15 protein-coding genes and 1 rRNA gene are annotated in these 15,581 nt (G+C 43.8%); 10 read left to right on the forward strand and 6 right to left on the reverse strand.

The window, feature by feature from the left end; translation table 11 throughout:
* Positions 1-26: 26 nt before the first annotated feature.
* The gene (locus MINF_RS04110) at positions 27-1,244 is read right to left on the reverse strand and encodes a hypothetical protein (RefSeq protein ID WP_148205129.1); all 1,218 of its coding nucleotides are present in this window, start codon (positions 1,242-1,244) and stop codon (positions 27-29) included.
* A 152-nt stretch (positions 1,245-1,396) separates the two neighbouring features.
* On the opposite strand from MINF_RS04110, the gene MINF_RS04115 reads away from it, so the two are divergent.
* The 9 genes from MINF_RS04115 to MINF_RS11840 all read left to right on the forward strand — a co-directional run bounded on the left by MINF_RS04115 (position 1,397) and on the right by MINF_RS11840 (position 8,252).
* Positions 1,397-1,624: a PUR family DNA/RNA-binding protein gene (locus tag MINF_RS04115; protein ID WP_012463258.1), complete on the forward strand. Its 228-nt coding sequence runs from the start codon at positions 1,397-1,399 to the stop codon at positions 1,622-1,624.
* A gap of 149 nt (positions 1,625-1,773) precedes the next feature.
* Positions 1,774-2,859 carry a polyprenyl synthetase family protein gene (locus MINF_RS04120; RefSeq protein ID WP_238523547.1) on the forward strand — a complete coding sequence of 362 codons (1,086 nt, stop codon included), beginning with the start codon at positions 1,774-1,776 and terminating at the stop codon, positions 2,857-2,859.
* 48 nt (positions 2,860-2,907) lie between these two features.
* Complete coding sequence (gene rpmH / locus MINF_RS10945) at positions 2,908-3,081, forward strand: 50S ribosomal protein L34 (protein ID WP_079200464.1); 174 nt, start codon at positions 2,908-2,910, stop codon at positions 3,079-3,081.
* Positions 3,059-3,496 (forward strand): ribonuclease P protein component, encoded by a 438-nt coding sequence (gene rnpA, locus MINF_RS04125; protein ID WP_012463261.1) that lies wholly within the window; start codon positions 3,059-3,061, stop codon positions 3,494-3,496. The genes rpmH and rnpA overlap by 23 nt, the downstream gene beginning before the upstream one ends.
* Positions 3,493-3,813 (forward strand): membrane protein insertion efficiency factor YidD, encoded by a 321-nt coding sequence (yidD, locus tag MINF_RS04130; RefSeq protein WP_012463262.1) that lies wholly within the window; start codon positions 3,493-3,495, stop codon positions 3,811-3,813. Before rnpA ends, yidD begins: the two co-directional genes overlap by 4 nt.
* A 79-nt stretch (positions 3,814-3,892) precedes the next feature.
* Positions 3,893-5,665 (forward strand): membrane protein insertase YidC, encoded by a 1,773-nt coding sequence (gene yidC, locus MINF_RS04135; RefSeq protein WP_048810143.1) that lies wholly within the window; start codon positions 3,893-3,895, stop codon positions 5,663-5,665.
* A 37-nt stretch (positions 5,666-5,702) separates the two neighbouring features.
* Positions 5,703-7,283: an L-aspartate oxidase gene (nadB, locus tag MINF_RS04140; protein WP_012463264.1), complete on the forward strand. Its 1,581-nt coding sequence runs from the start codon at positions 5,703-5,705 to the stop codon at positions 7,281-7,283.
* A gap of 142 nt (positions 7,284-7,425) precedes the next feature.
* Positions 7,426-7,830, forward strand: a complete 405-nt coding sequence (locus tag MINF_RS04145) for a winged helix-turn-helix transcriptional regulator (RefSeq protein ID WP_048810460.1) — start codon at positions 7,426-7,428, stop codon at positions 7,828-7,830.
* Between the two features lie 293 nt (positions 7,831-8,123).
* Positions 8,124-8,252, forward strand: coding sequence for a hypothetical protein (locus MINF_RS11840; RefSeq protein WP_274377020.1), 129 nt, complete (start codon positions 8,124-8,126; stop codon positions 8,250-8,252).
* Positions 8,253-8,309: 57 nt separating this feature from the next.
* On the opposite strand, the gene MINF_RS04150 is transcribed toward MINF_RS11840, so the two are convergent.
* From MINF_RS04150 to MINF_RS04175, 5 genes are all read right to left on the reverse strand, one after another.
* Complete coding sequence (locus MINF_RS04150; protein ID WP_012463266.1) at positions 8,310-9,239, reverse strand: multicopper oxidase domain-containing protein; 930 nt, start codon at positions 9,237-9,239, stop codon at positions 8,310-8,312.
* Positions 9,240-9,256: 17 nt separating this feature from the next.
* Entirely contained in the window at positions 9,257-9,688 is a 432-nt protein-coding gene (locus MINF_RS04155; RefSeq protein ID WP_012463267.1) for a c-type cytochrome, read from the reverse strand.
* Positions 9,685-10,380, reverse strand: coding sequence for a c-type cytochrome (locus MINF_RS04160; RefSeq protein ID WP_052292026.1), 696 nt, complete (start codon positions 10,378-10,380; stop codon positions 9,685-9,687). Before MINF_RS04160 ends, MINF_RS04155 begins: the two co-directional genes overlap by 4 nt.
* Before the next feature lie 4 nt (positions 10,381-10,384).
* The gene (locus tag MINF_RS04165) at positions 10,385-11,446 is read right to left on the reverse strand and encodes a multicopper oxidase domain-containing protein (protein WP_048810144.1); all 1,062 of its coding nucleotides are present in this window, start codon (positions 11,444-11,446) and stop codon (positions 10,385-10,387) included.
* 293 nt (positions 11,447-11,739) lie between these two features.
* Positions 11,740-13,512 carry an ArnT family glycosyltransferase gene (locus tag MINF_RS04175; RefSeq protein WP_238523549.1) on the reverse strand — a complete coding sequence of 591 codons (1,773 nt, stop codon included), beginning with the start codon at positions 13,510-13,512 and terminating at the stop codon, positions 11,740-11,742.
* Between the two features lie 299 nt (positions 13,513-13,811).
* On the opposite strand from MINF_RS04175, the gene MINF_RS04180 reads away from it, so the two are divergent.
* A 16S ribosomal RNA gene (locus MINF_RS04180) occupies positions 13,812-15,335 on the forward strand.
* Positions 15,336-15,581 lie beyond the last annotated feature (246 nt).

Consider the following 15,581-nt stretch of genomic DNA (forward strand, 5'->3'; position numbering starts at 1 on the left):
TTAAAAAAAATACCATTGTTCTTCTATTAGTAAATGGTAAAGGTTATTTCTTCCCAAAACCCGTTTCCAATTTGTCCTTTCATTTCTTCTGAAAAAGGCCCGAAAGGCGCCGAAAGCCTGATGGAATCAAGAGAAATTGATCGCAACACCTCGGTTATTCCTTCTTCATTTATTACCTGTATGCTGCTCACCGTCCCATCAGACTGGACGTAGAACCTTATTCTTACGGAGCCAATGGCCAGCAGCCCCATGCTTTGTTCCACCTCTAAATACCACCTTGATCCGATGGCCCGATAGAGCCTTGCCTTATATCGGCCGAGTTCGGTTTCTCGGGCTGAGGGAGAAACAGGACCTAGTTCGGCCGTTCTTCCTCCTGCAATTTGCATGCGATGTCTTTCAAAAGATTCGGGAGAAGGAGGTGGAGCTGGAGGAGGAGAAGGTTGAGATACCGGCTCGAGACGATCCGAGGCAGTTGCAGCGTTGTTTTGGGTAGGAGATTGAGAAGAACTATTGTTTGTGGCTTCTTTTCCTTCCTTCTGCGACGGTGCCTTGGGCGATTTGTTTTGAAAAGGCATGAGGGGATCTCCATTGGGATCTTCTTTTTTCAGGTATTCTTCCGTGGGATTGTTAATCTCTTTTAGGAGTTTTTCTAGCGCCTTTGCAGGGTTTTCTTCCTTGGAATTTTCATCCCTTGTTGTTTTGGAAGGCTCTTTGACAGTTTCTTTTGGCTGTGGATTTTCTTTTGTTTCCTCTGTTTTACTTTGTTTTTGAACTGCAGTCTTTGGAGTTAGAGTGGGAGTGGGAGGTTTTTGATTTTCGTTTTCCATCTTTCTTAAAGCAGACTGTCTTTGGGCTGGAGTGGACTTTCCACTGGGCCTTGGGGGAGAGGGCCTTGAAGAGGGAACATCGATGTAACTCATGGAAGAGCGGGGATCTCCAGAAAGCTGAGGAAGAGGAGAGTTCTCTTTTTGGGGAGTCTCTTGGCTTCTTAAAGTGGTCGATCTATCCGATTGAAGAAGAGCGTTGGGATCGGGATGATCGGTCTTTTGCCATTCTTCAGTGGGAATAAAGCTTTCAGGTTGGACCATTTCAAGCATTGTTAAAGTGGGCGGAGGAGGATCATGGGGCGTTGCTGCGGGGAAGAACCGATGCAGGACTCCCGATCCAAGAAAAAGGGTAAAGGCCAAGTGAATGACAAAGGATATAAAGAGAAAACCTCTTAAATTCGATTTTTGTTTAGTCACAATGAATAGATTTTTCTTAAAACATAAAAAATATTTTGCACAACCAAACAGAAAAGGCAAAGTATAAACGGTTTTATTCGATAGATGTTAAACGAGGATTTGACAAATAGGCTTTTCAAAAGTTACTCTAAAACCAGCGAGGAGTTCTAGCAATGGATGGTGAGCAAAAAAACATTAAGAGTGAAAAGATTACTGTAGAAAGAAAGAACTTCTTCTTTGATCTGAAAGAGAATGGGAGGGGAAGGTTTCTTCGAATTACCGAAGATGTGAGAGGAAGAAGGGATGCAATTATTATTCCTGCCCCTGGGTTGGAAGAATTCAGAAAGGCGCTCGATGCTATGATCGATGCTTGTAAAGATTCCTCCAATGCGACGGTTTGATGGATTGAGTTGGCAAGGGAAGCTTTAAAATTAGGCTTTCTTGGCCAATTTTGCATGAAAGAGAAATTATTTTTTTGGTTTTTCTATCTTTAAGGAGAAAAACCAAGGGAAGAGTTTGCCGAAAAGAGTGTATAATAGAGGATAGCGAAATGGTTATGACCGGAGGAAAGGATAATGACAGCAAGAATGATGCCAAAATGACGGTACTTAAGAATAGTGAGAAACCGGTTGCTTTGAAACCGGATATTTTTCAAAGCTTAACTAGCCAACTTAAAGATTATCTTGCTTGGATAGATAGGGAAATTTTGAACCAAGCGGAGGAATTTGATGCGGGCATTGTGCCTCTTTTCCGTTATGTTCTCGCATCCGAAGGCAAAAGGATTAGACCTCTTCTTGTGTTGCTTTCTGCAAAGGGAAGCGGAGGCATAGGAGAAAATCATCTTTATCTGGCGGTCGTCGTCGAGATGATCCACTTGGCTACACTCGTTCACGATGATATCCTTGATGGAGCCTCCATGCGCAGGGGGATTCCTTCTGTGACATCAAGGTGGGGTTCCGAAATTTCAGTTCTTCTGGGAGATAATTTGTTTGCACAAGCTTTGAAGGTTTGCTGTCGGCTCCATCCTGATATTATTCAAAGTGTGGCCAACGGAGTGTGCGTGGTTTGCAGTGGAGAAATCCTGCAAACCCGGAGAAGATTTGATTGGAATTTGTTGGAAGAGGAATATTTAAAAATTATCCAGATGAAAACAGGGGAGCTTTTCCGCATTCCCTGTGAACTTGCTGCAAGACTTAATTCTGCTTCTAGAACCGTATCCGAGGCTCTAGGAAGGTTTGGTCAAGCTTTAGGCTCTTCCTATCAAATCTACGATGACTGTTTGGATCTTTTTGGCAGTGAAGAAAATGTAGGGAAGACGCTGGGGACGGATTTGGGAGGGGGAAAACTCACTTTGCCTATCCTTTATCTTTATCAACAGGGCTCGGAAGAAATAAAGAGAACATTGGTGGAAATTTTCGAAAATGGCGTATCTGCTGACTGGAAAAAAATACAATTTTGGATTGTTAAAGAAGGAATTCTTAAAAAAACATTTCAAACCGCGATGAGTTTCTTGGAAAAAGGGGAAAAGGAACTGGCTCTTTTGCCGGAGAGCGACGAAAAAGATTGCTTGCTCGACGTGGGCAAAATTCTGGCCAACCATCTATTGGAGCTTGTAAAGGAGAATTCGGTTCTATAAAGTCATTCCCTTTCTTTTTAACTTTCTAACCCGGACGTGGAGGGTCAAATGAAAAGGACGTTTCAACCTTCGAAAAGGACGAGAAAAAGGCAATATGGTTTTTTAAGCCGTACGCGGACAAGCAATGGACGGCTGATATTAAAAAGAAGAAGAAAAAAGGGGAGGTGGCGCTTGGTTCCAAAAAATACCGATAGGAAATTTGATCGTCATACCCCTTCATGATTACAGTACCCTGATCTTATCTGATGAAATGGCTTTTAGAAATCCGGCGGTTTTGAACAACAAGTTTTCCCGTAAACTTATTGCTAAAAAGAAAAAGGAAATAGCGCTTTTTTTCTCCAAGGGAAAAAAGTTTTCCTCCTCTTTTTTTATCCTTTTTCTTTTGTCCACGGAGTATCAATCCTTCCCCAAAGTCTTTTTTGCCGTCTCTAAGAAAGTGAATAGAGCCTGCCAAAGGAACTTGATCAAGAGGAGAATGAGGGAGATTTTTAGGCAGCATCCTTTTTTTAAACTTTCTCCTTTTGCCTTTGGTTGGATCGCCAAGGAAAAAGCCTTGAAAGCCCCTTTTGAGGAATTGAAAACAGATATGATCAAATTGGGTGAGAAAGCGATGCAGGGGGATAAACTTAAAATATGAAAAAAGTTGTTTTTTTTCTTTTAGATTTTTATAGGTACGGCTTGAGTTCCTTTCGCCAGACATTGGGGATGTATGGGGTATGCCGGTATTATCCAACCTGTTCGCAGTATTGCCGGGAAGCGGTTCAAAAACATGGCATCATCCATGGCTTGTATCTTTGCTTGCGGAGGTTGATGAGGTGTCATCCCTGGGGGGCAGCAGGCTGGGATCCTGTTCCGGAAAAATCGAACTTGGGGATAAAAAGGACAAAAAAAGCGGATCATCCTTTGAAAAAGAAAGTTTCATTGATGAGGGTAATGCATTTATTTTTTAAATAGAAAACTCTTTTCTCAACAATGTCTTGCGAACAAACAAATCTTTGGAGTTTTTAGACGGTAACATTCATATCTAGTGGTTATGGATAAAAAAGGTTGGATAGGTTTTGGAATTTCCCTCGTTTTACTTTTGGCATGGCAGATTTACGTGGAATATCGCTATGTCAGGCAACAGCCTAGTCCAGTTGAACAAACACCCTCAGCCCTACCTAACTCCTCCGAGGAAACTGCTTCCGGCCAACAGCCATTAAATAATCAACAAGAGAATCAAACCCTTGGTCCGCTAGAAAGCTTTGAGAAATCTCCAGATCTTGGTAAAGAAATAGTCCATTACCTCGAAAATGATAAAATTCGTGTAGCCTTCACTTCCTGGGGAGGGGCTATTCAAAATATAGAGCTTAAAGAACACTTTTTTCGGGGACCGAAAGGCAAAGAAAATATCCTGCTTAATCGATTTGATGAGGAACCTCTACTTAACCTTTCCGGTTGGGATTCCAAGTATAACCTCAGCGGCTATCAATCTGAAAGCAAAGAAGGGAAAATTTTCTTTCGAAGGGATCTTCCAGGCGGAGTAACGGTAGAAAGAATTTTTTCCTTAGGTCAAGACTATCAAGTTATAATGGAACAACGGCTCATTAATAGATCCTCTTTGCCGGTAACCCTTCCCAGCTATAGAGTAAACATGGGATTGGCCTCCCCTATTCACATCAAGGAGGCGATTCAAAATCTGGCTGTCAATTGGCTTACATTGAAAGGTTCTCGATTTGGACGCATCGGGCTTCCCGATTTTAATGCTGCTGGGTTTTTGGGGCTGTTTTACTGGCGAGGGCCTCGGACGGTCATTAGTAGCCCCAATGAACCTTTGCGATGGGTTGCTGTAAAAAACCAATATTTTGCCATCGTGGTTTCTCCCCCTTCAACGCTTCCTCCTATTCAAATTGAAGCCGTCCCGGTTGAACTTTCTCAATTTCCTCTCGAACAAAGTAGCCAAGCTCAAGTCCCTGTAGGCATTAAAGCTTGGGCGTATTTTCCTGAGCTTTCCCTTCAGCCAAATTCTATCCTGAGTGTTCAGTTCAAGACTTATGGAGGACCTAAAGAATATGCCCGTCTCAAAAAGCTCGGCGATCACATCGACAGGGTAATGGAATACGGGATGTGGGGATGGGTGGTTAAGCCATTGGTATGGTGCATGGTTCATTTCCATTCTTTCATTCCTAATTATGGCCTAGATATCATTTTATTCACCTTGCTTCTTAAGGGGATATTTTGGCCCTTGCAGTCTAAAGCCAACCGGAATATGAAGGCGATGCAGGCCCTTTCTCCAAAACTCAAGGAACTTCAAGCCCGCTACAAGGATCAACCGGATAAGATGCAAGCAGAAATGATGAAACTCTACCGGGAATATGGAGTAAATCCTCTCGGCGGCTGCTTGCCTATGCTCGTTCAAATTCCTATTTTTATCGGCTTTTACACGATGCTTCAAGGTTCCGTCGAGTTAAGAAATCAATCGTTTTTATGGATTAGGGATTTGACCAAACCTGATACTATTTTCCACATTCCCACTCTCGGTCTCGATATTAATCCCTTACCCTTGATCATGGTTGGAACACAAATTCTCTTGTCCCGCATGACTCCGCAAGCTTCAGATAATCCTCAACTGAAGGTTTTTCAATGGATGCCCGTTTTCTTTCTGGTTTTTTTCTATAACTTTGCTTCGGCGCTTTCCCTTTACTGGACGGTTAATAACTTGGTCACTATCGTGCAAACTTATCGAAACTTGAAAAAACCTCTTCCCGTCTTGCATCGAGTGAAAAAGCAGAAGCCTTCTCATAAAATTTCGATGATAAAACGATGATGAAATAAAGTTCTTTTTTCGTTGTGAATGGGGCCTCATGGAAAAAATAGAAACGGATTATCTGGTCATTGGAGGTGGTATTGCAGGTCTGTTTTTTGCCCTGGAAGCATCTCGATTTGGCCAGGTAGCTGTTTTGCTTAAGAATACATTCAATACTTCCAGTTCATGGTATGCCCAGGGTGGCATTTCCTGTGTCGGTTCTTCCGAAGATACATTTGAGTCTCATATCTCTGACACTCTCAAAGCCGGTGATGGTTTGTGTGATGCCCAGGTAGTGAAGTCTTTTGTTGAGGAAGCACCACAGCGGATTAACGACTTAATCCGTTATGGAGTACCCTTTAGCAAGGATGAAAAGGGAAATTATGACTTAGGGCTAGAAGCCGGTCATTCTCATCGAAGAATATATCATGTCAAAGACCATACGGGGATGGCTATCATCGAGACATTAAAGAAAGAAGTGTTACAAAGAAGTCGGATAACCCTATGGGAAAATCACTTGGCTGTCGATCTTATTATTTCCCAAAATGGATGTTTTGGAGCCTACGTTTACGACAAAGAAACGAACCGTTTGAAAGCCTTTCTCTCTGCCCATACTCTTTTATCTACAGGTGGGTGTGGCGCCCTTTATCTCCATACCACAAACCCTTCCAGTGCGACGGGCGATGGAATTGCGATGGCCTATAGGGCAGGGGCCATTCTTAAAAACATGGAAATGATTCAATTTCATCCCACCTGTTTTTTTCAATTAACTACTCAAAAGTTTTTAATCAGTGAAGCGGTTCGTGGAGAAGGAGCAAAAATTATTAATCCCGATGGAAAAAGTTTTTTACAAGCCTTTGATCCTAGGGCGGAACTTGCCCCCCGGGATATTGTAAGCCGGGCCATTTTCATGGAAATGAAAGCTCATCATTATCCTTATGTCTTCCTCGATATAAGGGGACGGCAAAGAAAATGGCTTGAAGAAAGATTTCCCTACATTTTTTCCTTTTGTTTAAGCCAGGGAATAGATATGTCAAAAGATCTTGTGCCTGTCGCTCCCGCCGCTCATTATCAATGTGGCGGAGTGGCGACCGATGCTTGGGGCAGAACTTCTATTCCAGGGCTATGGGCTGCTGGAGAGGTTGCTTGTACAGGTTTTCATGGAGCCAATAGGCTGGCGAGTAATTCCTTATTAGAAGCCGTTATTGTTGCGGGAAGGGCGGCTAGGCTTTCAGCTGAGGAAAAACGGAGTTATTCTTCCAGGGATCTTTTCAATATAAAAGAAAAGGATTTGGTGTTAGAACGGGATTGCAAAAGAGACGCTGAAATTAAAAAAGCAATAGCTAAAATAAGGGAGGTTATGTGGGAGAATGTAGGCATAGTGCGGTGTGTTCCCGGTCTTAAGAAAGCGCAAAAAGAAATTGAATTTCTAATCGACTTTTTAAAGAGCCAAAAAAAAGAAGAAGCGATGTCGCTGCTCCAACTTGAAGCACAAAATATAGCCTTGACGGCTTCAATAGTTGTTGAAAGTGCTTTACGCAGAAAAGAAAGCAGGGGGGCCCATTGGGTAAGCGACTACCCGCAGAAGCAGGATGTTCCCAAGGACACCCTTATTTCTTTTGCTTCTTCTTCAGTATGATTCTAAAAAAAACAAAGGACAACCAGAATAAGAACCGATTTATTTATGCTGAAAATAAAATACTTATTTATGCTTATAATAAAATAAGGCGAAGGATTAATCCTCATTGACTATTTTAAAGAAGCAATTTAAGATTTTGAATATGGATGGGAAGGTTAAGCGGAAGGTCGTAATCCCTACAAGGAATGCCGAAGCGGCGCGATTGGTCGAAAAAGTTTTCAAATGCAAGTGGACGGTATCCGTATTGGAATTGATTGGCCAAGGAATCTATAGGCCTGGTCAAATGAAAAAAAACATTCCTGGTATTACTACCAAGGTTCTCAGTGATCTTTTAAAAAAGCTCTGCCAGTGGGGCATTATTGAAAGAATTATTTATCCTGTAGTTCCTCCAAAAGTAGAATACCAAATGACGTTGTTCGGGAAAAAATTTATGAAAGTTTTAAAAAGCGTGGAGGAACTTCAGCAAGAAATAGATTTTAACCAAGCCCGAGGTGTTGTTGTTGAGGAAGAGGATTCATTCTGCACTTTTCATAACGGGGCTAAATGAGTTCAATAATTAAATTGATCGAATCTAAAGCCATCTTCCCCTCGCTTTTCCTTTAGGTGGAGCTCTGGGTTGCTATAGAGGAAAAGATCCTTCTAGGGTTTACAAAACTTTCCCATTTCCTTGTTGGAGGGGTTTGAACAGTTGATTCATGATTTGATCTTTTTCAATCTTTCTTGTACTTTTTAGCTCACATTGGCCGTCTTGAAAGGCCCTGCGGCGAGTTCCGCCGGAAGGCATGCCTGTGGAGAGGAAGGCTCTGGCCTGACGCGCACGCGCCGGCCCCGTGCGCCTCAATGAGTAAGTCTGTCAGCTTTGCCCCTGTTTGGGCAGCAGTGAGTAAGCCTGACGGAACGGTATTGGGACCCTGTCCTGGTGAAAAACCTTTTTTTAGCCTGCTTGATGAGGGCTTGCTTGATGAATGAGCAGGCATGAGGACTAATCAAGATTAGATCATAGCCAATGCCTGCTCAAAGCTTTTTTTACCTGACCAAAATTTGTTCTCCATGACCCATCTTGGGATCCGCATCTTTAGTGAACATGATTATAGCGATAGCTCCGGATAATGCTTGTTTCATGGAGTGGGTAACGATCGCATTGGCTCCTTCAACCGGTGAAATCAAATCAAAAATAGCCCCATCCCCGGGCCCCACAGTAAAAGATTGTAGGCCATACAAAACATTTTTAGGATTGCCTCCTACATAGACCCGATCCCAAATGCCCGCTATGGGATGAAAGGAGGCAAATTCATTGGGACCGGCATTGACAAAATAAATGCGCACTCTTTCACCCGGCTTTGCCTGGAGCCATGTCGTCGCCCTCTCATCGTGAACAGGATCGTATTTAAACTTGCAAAAATTGAAAGCAGCGAATTCCCATTTACCCTCCATCAAGCTTTTTTCGTCATCGGGGTTGGAATAGATTTCTGATTGCACAAGGACGTATTCTCTATCCGCTTTAGGCATCGCCTTGGAGTCCTTTGGATCTACAATGATCACTCCAAACATTCCCCTTGCTATGTGTTGGACCATCGGATCGGCTCCACAATGATAAAAGAAGACCCCCGGGTAATTGGCTTTAAAGGTGTAATGCTTGGTCTCCCCGGGTCTTATTTGGCCAAAGTCCTTGGCTGCGTCGAGCTGGGCTGCATGAAAGTCCATGGCATGAGACTTTTTATTGGTTATTTCATTGACAAGGGTAAAATCGACAACATCTCCTTCTGTCACCCTTACCAGGGGACCTGGAACTTGGCCGTTAAATGTCCATGCCAGGTATTTTGTCCCCTTGTTGTCGATGACTAACTCGGCTTCTTTGCCATGAAACTCGATTGTAACGGTTTTAGCTGTTCCAACCGAGCTGATACCTATCCAGAGCATGGGTATGACCATCAACACTCTCATTTTTATTTTCATGATTTTCCTCTCCTTTTTTATGATTTGTTCTTAGCTTCCATCCCACAATTGCAGATGTGGCGAAGATAGTCTTTTAATTCCAAAATTTCCTCTTGAGTGAGCACTTTTCCCCATGCGGGCATCAGTATCGATTTTTGGACGGAAATGCCTCCATTGGTAATGGCTTTTATTATTTCATCGTCTGGAATTTTTCCCATTTCTTTAGGATCGGTATGATCTCGGGGTTGAACGGTCATGAATTTGGCATTAATGCCGGTGCCGTTTCTTTGCAATCCATGGCATTGCACGCAATAGGTATTGTAGATCTTCTCAATTTTTGCCCATTTTTGTTCTTCTGCCTGTGCCCAAAGAGGGAGGAATAGGGCTAAAAGGCATGCAAAGAGGATTGGACCGCTATAAAGCGGTCGTATCCAAGCCAAGCAAGAAAAACTGCAGGATTTCTTTGTCATTTTCCCTCCTTTTTTTGTGAAGATTCCCGCAGGCTCATTAGATAAGAAGTAAGCCGCTGAAGATCCGCTTCTGCTAAATCCAGCTTGGGCATCCATATGTGGGGTTCGAATTTTTGGGGATCTTGTATGAAGGAATAAACAAAGTCTGCTTGCAGTCTGTCCCCTGCATTATACAATTGGGGTCCTGACAGCCCTCCTCCTCCTTCTTTTGTAGCGTGGCAGGACGAACAGCCCCGTAATTTTCCAAAGAACATGGCTCCTATAGTTGGATTAATGGGTTCATTTTTAAACTGACCTGCAGTCACTAGTCCCTCGGGTTTAAGGCTCATTAAAGTGTTCGCTACAGCTTCCGCTTCTTTTGCGGAGAGCTTTGGATGGGGACTAAGTGTAGCAGGATCGATTTCATCGCCTTTAGGAGTGGCTTTAATATGTTTGAAATAAAATTCCCCAGCAGGACGGATAACGGTTGGTTGCTCAAGCCACTTGATGAGCCAATCTTTTTGGAATTTGAGCCCCGCATAATAGAGATCAGGTCCTTTTCTATTCCATAGCCTTTCTAAAGAGCTGTCGGCAGGTCGAGTTAATGCATGGCAGCTTGCGCATTGCCTTTGGAGAATTTCCATGCCCTCGTCTGCAAAAAGCTTGTCAAGGCAAAGCAAAAGCGACAAGATAAATAAGTAAAAGAGTTTCATCTTCTTATTGGGGAGCAGGTTCACCTTTGAACAGGGGATTTATAAAGAGGCCGTAAGGCTTTTTGATCGATTCTTCATAAAAAAAATCGGGGGCATATTTTTTATCTTTCCAGTCATACCAGGAATCGTTTTTTTCAACTTCCTCATACTCTATAACCGTCATTATTCCTCCCATGGGATTTCCCCCATTGGTCGTATGAACGTCCACGTGATCATGAACCATCCATCGACCGGGATTGTCGGCAAGCATAAAGAGATCGTATCTTTCTCCAGGAGAAATCAGTAGAGTATCCGCTTCTATGGGATTGGGTAAGAAATGACCATCTTTGCATCCAATCAAGAACACATGCCCATGAATGTGAAGGGAATGAACCGTGTCGCTTGTGGCAAAAATCCTCAAGCGTATGAAATCCCCTTTTTTGACGCGAATGGGTTGGGTTTCCGGATAACTTCTACCGTTAATTGTAAAATAATCTTCTATGTCTCCAGGAATCCCTCCGTATCCGGGTTTTCTTGCCCACTGTGAGGGCCAACTGCTGAGCATGAGGATGTAATCTTTAGTTACCTTTTTTTCTAAGGGATGGGCTTTAGGAGGATCAACGATTAAAGGTCCCCACATGCCCCTCATCGATACATGCTCGTTGACATTGACATGACAGTGATACCAGTATGTTCCCGCAGGGACGGCTTTAAAATGATAGGTAAAAGTATCACCGGGCTTTATCTCAGGCTGGGTCGTATTGGGTACCCCGTCCATTTGCCAGGTTCCTGTTTGAAGAATCCCATGCCAATGGATAGTATGGGGAAGGGTTGTGAGATTGGTGACTTTAACCGTTACATCATCGCCATATTTAACATGAATAAGAGGACCGGGGACCTGGCCGTTAAAAGCAAAAGTATGGAATTTTTGATCTTTAACGAGCGTGATGATTGTATCTTCTATGGTCAGTTCAAAATTTCGGGATTCGCAAAGGAGAGAATTTCTGAATAAAAAAAGGAACCAAAGAGTAAGGAGAAAAGCCGAAGAAGTTTTAAAAAACCGATTTAACCTTAGCTTCAAATTCATCAAGAGATAAAAGCCTTATCCCGCCAAAAATAACAAGTAGGCACAATTGAGAATAAAAGTTACTTTTTGGTTTTATTTGTTGATAATCAAAGAAATATTTTTTTATTCGAAGAAAAGCTCAAGGCTTCTAACCGAAAGCTAGGGAATAAAAAAAAATCTATCCGGGTTGGATCACGAAGCCGTTTATCCTGGGGAGTATTGAAAGAGAGATCCATGATCGTGGTCCTTGAAAGGGAATGGGAAAATAATTTTTTAGAGAAATAGCGTTACCGGTTTTAGCCTGAAAGCCAGGCTTAGTAGTGGTAGGAGAAATCAATTTTTACCCAGGACATTCTCCCCAGGTTAAGTCCTTCTATGCGTCCTTCTCCTTGGCTTGCTTGAACTGGAAGAGGAGTCCCCAAGGCCGAATCATTTTTATAAGTTGACCGGGGATGGTTTTTCTCATCAAGAGGCCAGGGCAAGGTTTTGAAAAGAGAAGTTTCTGTTTCTAACCGGAGAGAAAAATAGGGAGGGAGAACCGGGGCTAGGGGGGGATCCCATGTCCATAACCTGTTCGAATAAAAGACAAGGCTCGGTTCTGTATAGCCCCAAGCACAGTTTTGGGAAGCAAGGGGCATATTTTTGAAAAGAGGGGCTATTTTGACGGTCAAGGAAAGACAGCGGAGATCTTTGGCTAGGAAATTCAATACATAGATTAAAGCGATGTAGTTCGTAGCCATCATGAGAAAGGGAGCAGTTCTTGAAGAGAGGTTATGGCCGTAGAGCATCATAGCCCCTCCAAAAAGGCATAAAAGAAGGATAACGAGACCTATGGAAAGAAGAACGTTCTTGAGGGGATGGTTTAGGATGATCCCGTAAAAGGGGTAAAGGGAAACAAGGAACAGGGAAAAGAGAAAAAATACGACAAGAAGCAAAAGGGCAAAGAGAAGGGAAAATTTCGTTTTTTTTGCCTCGTTTATTCCTTGGCCGGTCACAAGGAAATAAGCAGGAAAGCCGGGCATGATATAATGGGGTAATTCTGTAGCATAGAAAGAGAAAATGATTATGGGAGCAAGAAACCAGGAAAGGAAAAAGGCGTTCTCCATAGACCATTTTTTCCTCAAGGTTTCAATGAAAAGGCCGAAGAATGCTGAAGAAGGGAAAAGACTTAAAAAAGGAGAGATGAAATAATAGAAAGGAATAAACGGCCTGTTGTCGAAGGCTTCCATTCCCCTTCGGATGACGTGTTCACCAATCCCTATTTTCCAAAAAAGCCCTTTTGTTTCGATCAATGCGGGTAGCGCCCACAAGCTTATGATAGATAGGCATAATAAAAGCCCGGGAATAAGATGGAGAGAAGGAATAGCCTTTTGTTTTCTCCAAAAAACAAATCGGAAAAGAATAAACGTAAAAAGGGGAATGAGCCAACTTATAGGTCCTTTAGCAAGAAAACCCAGGGCCAAGGAAATCCAGAAAATCGAGAACCAGAACCACGATTTTTGATTAAGGAGGTTCAAAAAAGCCCATTGGGCAGTTGTAACGAAAAGAGTCATAGCCATATCGGCTGTTGCCAATCTTCCATGGAGAAGGGTTTGAAGCGAAAAGCAGAAGCTTATGGGGACAATTAAACGCACGGAAGGAGAATAACGATAGGCAATGCAGTAAAGAATAACGGCAAGGATTGAGCAAGAGAGGATAGAAGGAAGCCTTGCAGAGAATTCATTTATTCCCAATAATTTATAACTTAAAACCATGAGCCAATATATAAGAGGGGGTTTGTCCAGCCTAAATTCACCGTTGAAAAAGGGTACAACAAAGTTTTTCCGTTCCATCATTTCCCTTGCAGCCTGTGCAAACCGGGGTTCGTCACGATCTATGAGGGGAAGAGAAAAAGAACCTGCTGAGAGGAGAACAAAGGAGAAGAGAAAAACGAAAAGAAGAGGGAAAAAAGGGCTGAACTTCGTGTTGGTTAGACGGAGAAGGTTCTTGGTCTTGTCAAAATTTTGTGGTTTTTGAGGAAATTTTTTTTTAAAGGGACTGTTGATTGAATCCATCAGAGAAAGAGTTATGTTTAAAGAAACAAGCATACAAAAGAATGATCTTCTAACAAGGTTTATTGAAGAATTTAAAGTGAAGGTTTGAATAACTTCCCAAGAAAAGTATATTCTTTGGAAGATGTATTTTCTTTTTTAAAAAAATATTGTTGACTTAAAAAAGAGACTGAATAGGATAAATTCCCTGCGATAAAGCAGATAAAAATTTGTTCTTTGAAAATTTTGGTCGCCGGAAAACAGGATTGAGTTGTGCAGAACCTTATTTAAGGTTATGCAGTAGTTTTGTGGCCCTTGTTCTACTTCTGTAGAACAACGAGCCAAGAATCTTTCTCTTTACGGAGAGTTTGATTCTGGCTCAGAGCGAACGCTGGCGGCGTGGATAAGACATGCAAGTCGAACGCAGCTTGTCCCTTGGCAACAAGGGGCAAGTTCAGTGGCGAACGGGTGAGTAACACGTGGGAACTTGCCCTGAAGTGGGGAATAGCCCATCGAAAGGTGGGGTAATTCCGCATGTGGTCGAAAGATCAAAGTAGGGGACCTGAAAAGGCCTTACGCTTCAGGAGAGGCCCGCGGCCCATCAGCTAGTTGGTGAGGTAATGGCCCACCAAGGCTAAGACGGGTAGCTGGCCTGAGAGGGTGGTCAGCCACACTGGGACTGAGACACGGCCCAGACACCTACGGGTGGCAGCAGTCGAGAATTTTTCACAATGGGCGAAAGCCTGATGGAGCGACGCCGCGTGGAGGATGAAGGCCTTCGGGTTGTAAACTCCTGTCACCCTGGACCAAGGCTTTTAGGTTGAATAAACCTGGAAGCTTGATTGTACAGGGAGAGGAAGGGACGGCAAACTCTGTGCCAGCAGCCGCGGTAATACAGAGGTCCCGAGCGTTGCTCGGATTTACTGGGCGTAAAGGGTGTGTAGGAGGTTAGATAAGTCAGATGTGAAATCCCTTTGCTCAACGAAGGAACTGCATTTGATACTGTCTAGCTAGAGGACCGGAGGGGGAAGCGGAACTCTCGGTGTAGCGGTGAAATGCGTGGATATCGAGAGGAACACCGGTGGCGAAGGCGGCTTCCTGGACGGTACCTGACTCTGATACACGAAAGCTAGGGGAGCGAACGGGATTAGATACCCCGGTAGTCCTAGCCGTAAACGGTGTGCGTTAGGCGTTGGCGGAATCGACCCCGCCAGTGCCGTAGCTAACGCGTTAAACGCACCGCCTGAGGAGTACGGCCGCAAGGCTAAAACTCAAAGAAATTGACGGGGGCCCGCACAAGCGGTGGAGCATGTGGCTTAATTCGATGCAACGCGAAGAACCTTACCAGGCCTTGACATGCCGTGTTCAGTTACCGAAAGGTAATGGCCCGCAAGGGCGAACGGCACAGGTGCTGCATGGCTGTCGTCAGCTCGTGTCGTGAGATGTTGGGTTAAGTCCCGCAACGAGCGCAACCCCTATGTCCAGTTGCCGAAAGGCTCTCTGAACAGACTGCCTCGTACAACGGGGAGGAAGGTGGGGACGACGTCAAGTCAGGATGGCCCTTATGGCCTGGGCTGCACACGTGTTACAATGCCCGGTACAGAGGGAAGCAAGACCGCGAGGTGGAGCAAATCCCAAAAACCGGGCCCAGTTCAGATCGAAGGCTGCAACTCGCCTTCGTGAAGCCGGAATCGCTAGTAATGGCGCATCAGCTACGGCGCCGTGAATACGTTCCCGGGCCTTGTACACACCGCCCGTCACATCCTGAAAGCTGGTTGTACCCGAAGCCAATCGTAAGATTGTCGAAGGTATGGCTAGTGATTGGGATGAAGTCGTAACAAGGTAGCCGTAGGGGAACCTGCGGCTGGATCACCTCCTTTCTAAGGAGTAAGGCAACGGTATCTTTAGAGATTATCGTTGCTTAGGTCGATTACCTGTCTGGATATGTATTTAAACAGGCAGGTAAACCTTATGAGGTTTATAAGCTGCGGCCTTAGGTAAGGATTCTGCACAATTCAGTTCTGTTGAACTGGCGACCACAGCCCTCAAATAACTCTATTGGATCAGCCTATTGAGAAATAACGACTCGGTTCGGTTTTAAGAATCAATAGAGAGAAAGGGCGGCT

It is taken from the genome of Methylacidiphilum infernorum V4, from assembly GCF_000019665.1.
In the GTDB taxonomy this organism is placed as follows: Bacteria; Verrucomicrobiota; Verrucomicrobiia; order Methylacidiphilales; family Methylacidiphilaceae; genus Methylacidiphilum; species Methylacidiphilum infernorum.

Bases quoted from the DNA above. Each gene is read 5' to 3' on its own strand.
- nadB (WP_012463264.1), top strand. From the start codon at position 5,703: ATGGAAAAAATAGAAACGGATTATCTGGTCATTGGAGGTGGTATTGCA.
- yidC (WP_048810143.1), top strand. From the start codon at position 3,893: ATGGATAAAAAAGGTTGGATAGGTTTTGGAATTTCCCTCGTTTTACTT.
- MINF_RS04155 (WP_012463267.1), bottom strand. From the start codon at position 9,688: ATGACAAAGAAATCCTGCAGTTTTTCTTGCTTGGCTTGGATACGACCG.
- yidD (WP_012463262.1), top strand. From the start codon at position 3,493: ATGAAAAAAGTTGTTTTTTTTCTTTTAGATTTTTATAGGTACGGCTTG.
- MINF_RS04165 (WP_048810144.1), bottom strand. From the start codon at position 11,446: ATGAATTTGAAGCTAAGGTTAAATCGGTTTTTTAAAACTTCTTCGGCT.
- MINF_RS04150 (WP_012463266.1), bottom strand. From the start codon at position 9,239: ATGAAAATAAAAATGAGAGTGTTGATGGTCATACCCATGCTCTGGATA.
- MINF_RS04115 (WP_012463258.1), top strand. From the start codon at position 1,397: ATGGATGGTGAGCAAAAAAACATTAAGAGTGAAAAGATTACTGTAGAA.
- MINF_RS04120 (WP_238523547.1), top strand. From the start codon at position 1,774: ATGGTTATGACCGGAGGAAAGGATAATGACAGCAAGAATGATGCCAAA.
- MINF_RS04160 (WP_052292026.1), bottom strand. From the start codon at position 10,380: ATGAAACTCTTTTACTTATTTATCTTGTCGCTTTTGCTTTGCCTTGAC.
- MINF_RS04175 (WP_238523549.1), bottom strand. From the start codon at position 13,512: ATGCTTGTTTCTTTAAACATAACTCTTTCTCTGATGGATTCAATCAAC.
- MINF_RS04145 (WP_048810460.1), top strand. From the start codon at position 7,426: ATGGATGGGAAGGTTAAGCGGAAGGTCGTAATCCCTACAAGGAATGCC.
- rpmH (WP_079200464.1), top strand. From the start codon at position 2,908: ATGAAAAGGACGTTTCAACCTTCGAAAAGGACGAGAAAAAGGCAATAT.
- MINF_RS11840 (WP_274377020.1), top strand. From the start codon at position 8,124: ATGAGTAAGTCTGTCAGCTTTGCCCCTGTTTGGGCAGCAGTGAGTAAG.